This window comes from Halobacillus sp., from assembly GCF_049282395.1.
Classification (GTDB): Bacteria; Bacillota; Bacilli; order Bacillales; family Halobacillaceae; genus Halobacillus.
This window is the reverse complement of sequence record NZ_JBAPTY010000420.1, coordinates 1-2,475: the sequence shown is the minus strand read 5'-3', so window position 1 is coordinate 2,475 and position 2,475 is coordinate 1. Positions and strand designations below refer to the sequence as shown.

The following is a 2,475-nucleotide window of genomic DNA, read 5'->3' as shown; positions in this document are numbered from 1 at the left end:
CGTCGAACGACCCTGCGTCGTGCAGGGCCGGAAAGCGAAATCGTCCCCCGTAGAACCTTCCGCTCAACAAATATCTCCAAATCAAGTCTTCAACTAATGGGAGCTTTTATGGAATTATTAATAGTGATCTTTTTATGGGGCCAATATAAAAAAAGAAGCTGCTACACGCAGCTTCTTTCATGTTAAGTGATTTGTTTTTCAGTAATGTCGACTCCTCTTTTGCCCATCTCTTTAATATACAGATCGCCAGGAACTATTTGCTCAGGAGGACACACACCTTTTTTAGTGATTGCCTGACTGCCAATCATCTGGGCGACCACAGATATCGTGTTCGCTGTAGCTCGTGCCATGGCGGTCACATTGGTGACCCGATCCTTATAGGTGACCATTTCATATTGATAGGCGGCCTGTTTCCCATCCTTTTCTCCCCCCACGTTCACTCGCAGAAGGACCGCATCCTCCTTATTCTTTAAACTAACAATTGGGTCAATCGTCTTTAACAGCACTTCTCTGGTTTTAATCTTCACACCACCGACCTCAACTACGCTGTCATTATGCGTTAAATTCAAGTCGACCAGCAGCTTCATCTTTTCCGCGTGGCCCGGGTACCGGATGGTTTTGTATTCCAGAGTACGAACCTTTGGATAGGACTTCAGCAATGTAGATGTTCCCCCGGACGTATGGAAAGCTTCAAGCGGGCCATAACGTTCAAAATAGATAGGTTCTATTTCCGAAAGGGAGGAGACTTCCTCAAGCTTGCCGTTTCGAATAATGGTAGAAGGATCTGTATAATGATCAAGCAGACCTTCCATTGAGAAAACGTGATTGTATTCTAAAGGAGGTTCTGGCTGGACAGGTATGCCTCCAACAAACAGGCGCAGGGAATCCAGCTTGTCCAGTTTACTAACTCCATAGCCTGATAGAATATTAATCATTCCAGGAGCTACCCCGAGATCAGGAATAATGGTGACTCCTGCGGCCTGAGCTTTTTCATCCAGCTCCAACACTTTGTCTGTGATATGACCGATATGCCCTCCAAGATCTACGGAACTTACACCTACCCCTATGGCTGTTCTGGCAACAATTTCATTGAATGAATAGAATAAAGCATTAATGACGACATCATAAGATCTCATAAAAGCGGCCAGTTCAGCAGCGTTTCCTGCATCCACTTTATAAGCGTGAATGTTAGGAGAGTCTATGCTCTGACACACCTTCTCCGCTCGAGATAAATCAATATCAGCGAGTCCCACGTGCTCGACTCCTGGACTGTGGACTAAATCCCTTGCTGCTTCTTTCCCCATTAGACCAGATCCAAGTACTGCTACTTTCATCATCCGTCCTCCTCTTCCCTCATGACCATACGATCTACTCCACGTCGATTTGAGCACGCTGTAATTTTCCGCTGAAATCCACATAAACGGATTTCCATTCCGTAAACACATCTAAAGCGGCAAGACCGGAATCACGGTGCCCATTGCCCGTTCCTTTTGTTCCGCCAAAAGGAAGATGAATCTCTGCGCCTGTTGTCCCTGCATTTACATACACAATTCCTGTGTCCAGATCGCGCTGGGCTGCAAAAACCTTATTGATATCCTTCGTAAAGATAGAACTCGAGAGGCCAAACTCCACGCCGTTATTGATCTCAATAGCTTCTTCGAGACTCTTTATCGGAATCAGGGAAACGACCGGTCCAAAGATTTCTTCCTGAGCGATACGCATATCGGCTTTCACATCTGTGAATAGGGTAGGGGCGAAATAATGACCTTTTTTATGTTCTCCATTTTCCAGTACATAACCGCCTGCAAGCAGCTTGGCCCCTTCTGCATTCCCTACTCGAATATAACTTTTTATTTTTTCAAGTCCTTTTTGATTAATAATCGGACCTACCTTGATCGATTCATCTAATCCGTTACCTATGGTCAGCTTAGCCATTTCGTACATCAGCCGTTCTTCTAATTGATCCTTTAAGCTTTCATGAACCAATACACGGCTGCAGGCGGTACAACGCTGTCCGCTCGTTCCAAATGCGCTCCACAAAATACCCTCTACGGCTAGTGAAAGATCAGCATCATCCATCACAATGACTGCGTTTTTGCCTCCCATTTCGAGTGAGACTTTTTTCAGTTTCTGACCGCACTTAGAAGCAATTCCGCGCCCCACTTCATTAGAACCAGTAAACGAGATGACCCGTATATCATTTTCTTCAAGCATGGCTTCGCCAACGTTAGAACCTGAACCGAATACGACATTGATGACCCCTTTAGGAAGGCCTGCTTCTTCAAATATTTTAGCTAATTCAAAAGCCATGACCGGTGTTTCGGAGGCGGGTTTCCATACAACCGCATTCCCTGCGACGATGGCCGGAAACGATTTCCAAGTCGCTATGGCTATCGGAAAATTCCATGGTGTAATTATTCCGACCACTCCCACAGGAGCGCGTACACTCATAGCGAATTTGTCCTTCAGTTCGGA

The 2,475-nt window shown here is 45.7% G+C and carries 2 protein-coding genes; both read right to left on the bottom strand.

Annotated elements, in window-relative coordinates; translation table 11 throughout:
- Positions 1-182: 182 nt before the first annotated feature.
- Positions 183-1,334 (bottom strand): saccharopine dehydrogenase family protein, encoded by a 1,152-nt coding sequence (locus tag WAM07_RS17470; protein ID WP_422168668.1) that lies wholly within the window; start codon positions 1,332-1,334, stop codon positions 183-185.
- A 34-nt stretch (positions 1,335-1,368) separates the two neighbouring features.
- The coding region (locus WAM07_RS17465) for an aldehyde dehydrogenase family protein (RefSeq protein WP_422168667.1) at positions 1,369-2,475 on the bottom strand (1,107 nt) is incomplete at its 5' end.

What these genes read in the sequence shown, in the direction of transcription:
- WAM07_RS17470 (WP_422168668.1), bottom strand. Translation starts at nt 1,334, where the DNA reads ATGAAAGTAGCAGTACTTGGATCTGGTCTAATGGGGAAAGAAGCAGCA.